The sequence below is a fragment of the Ruegeria sp. BF7 genome, from assembly GCF_056538605.1.
In genome coordinates this window covers 1-1772 of sequence record NZ_JBQFTM010000047.1, presented here as the reverse complement: position 1 = coordinate 1772, position 1772 = coordinate 1, and the positions used below count along the sequence as shown (strand labels likewise).

1 protein-coding gene is annotated in these 1772 nt (G+C 61.1%); it reads right to left on the bottom strand.

Translation table 11 applies throughout. The features are described 5' to 3' along the window. On the bottom strand, positions 1 to 1768 hold a 1768-nt coding region (gene xsc, locus ACR0IK_RS24305), incomplete at its 3' end, for a sulfoacetaldehyde acetyltransferase (protein WP_480643680.1). Positions 1769 to 1772 lie beyond the last annotated feature (4 nt).

Genomic DNA, 1772 nt, shown 5'->3' with positions numbered 1-1772 from the left:
CCTGTGGTGTCATATCGTTTTCGCTGATACCGGCGACTGCGACCGGTTTTTTCATCGCGTCACGACGGAAGGGCTCGCCCAGTTCCTGGTTGATCATGGCTTCGATCAGGGTGGTGATGCCGTTCTTCTGGTCCTCGATGGCCTGGTTCAGCGCCGCGGTCAGCTCGTCCTGAGTGCGGGCGACAACGCCTTTCAGGCCACAGGCCTGTGCGATACCGGCGTAAGACACTTTGGTGTCCAGTTCGGTGCCGACGAAATTGTCGTCAAACCACAGGGTCGAGTTCCGCTTCTCCGCACCCCACTGGTAGTTGCGGAAAACGATCTGGGTCACCGCGGGCCATTCGTCACGGCCGATTGCGGTCAGTTCAGTAACCGCGATACCAAAGGCACCGTCACCCGAGAAGCCGACGACCGGCACGTCCGGGCAGCCGATCTTGGCGCCGATCACCGACGGCAGGCCATAGCCACAGGGGCCGAACAGGCCCGGTGCCAGATACTTGCGGCCTTCCTCGAAGGACGGATACGCATTGCCGATGGCGCAGTTGTTGCCGATGTCGGACGAGATGATCGCCTCTTTCGGCAGTGCGGATTGAATCGCACGCCATGCCATGCGCGGGCTCATCCAGTCCGGCTTGGCGGCACGGGCTCGTTCGTTCCAGGTGGTGCCCGGGTCGTCCTGCTCGTGATCCATCGAGGTCAGTTCCTGCGCCCAACGCGACTTTTTTTCCGCGATCTTCGCCTTGCGGGCGTCGCGACCATCGTCGCCTGCGGTGTCCGACAGCTGTGCCAGGATATTGGTCGCAACGGTGGCCGCGTCGCCAACGATACCGACCGAAACCTTTTTGGTCAGGCCGATACGATCCGGGTTGATGTCGACCTGAATGATTTTCGCATTTGCCGGCCAGTATTCCAGACCGTAACCCGGCAGGGTCGAGAACGGGTTCAGACGGGTGCCGAGGCACAGAACCACATCCGCTTCCTTGATCAGCTCCATCGCGGCCTTCGAGCCGTTATAGCCCAGCGGACCGGCAAACAGCGGGTGCGAGCCGGGGAAGGCGTCGTTGTGCTGGTAGCCAACACAAACCGGCGCGTCCAGACGTTCGGCCAGCGCTTTCGAGGCTTCGATGCCGCCCGCGGACAGAACCGTACCGGCGCCGTTCAGAATGACCGGGTTCTTGGCTTCGGACAGCAGCGCGGCGGCTTCGGTAACAGCCGATGCACCACCGGAGGGCAGTTCGAATTCGACCACGGCAGGCAGTTCGATATCGACCACTTGCGTGAAGAAGTCACGCGGCACGTTGATCTGCGCCGGCGCCGAGGCACGCTTGGCCTTGGTGATCACGCGGCTCAGAACTTCGGCCATCCGCGACGGGTCGCGCACTTCTTCCTGATAGCACACGCAGTCCGCAAACATGCGCATCTGTTCCATTTCCTGGAAACCGCCCTGACCCATGGTCTTGTTCGCGGCCTGAGGCGTTACCAGCAGCAGCGGGGTGTGATTCCAGTAGGCGGTCTTTACGGCGGTGACAAAGTTGGTGATGCCGGGGCCGTTCTGCGCGATCATCATCGACATTTTGCCGGTGGCGCGGGTGTAGCCATCGGCCATCATCCCGCCCGAGCCTTCATGCGCGCAATCCCAGAACGTGATGCCGGCTTTCCCGAAAATGTCCGAGATCGGCATCATCGCCGAACCAATGATACCAAACGCGTGTTCAATACCGTGAAGCTGCAGAACCTTAACAAAGGCCTCTTCCGTCGTCATTTTCATCTGT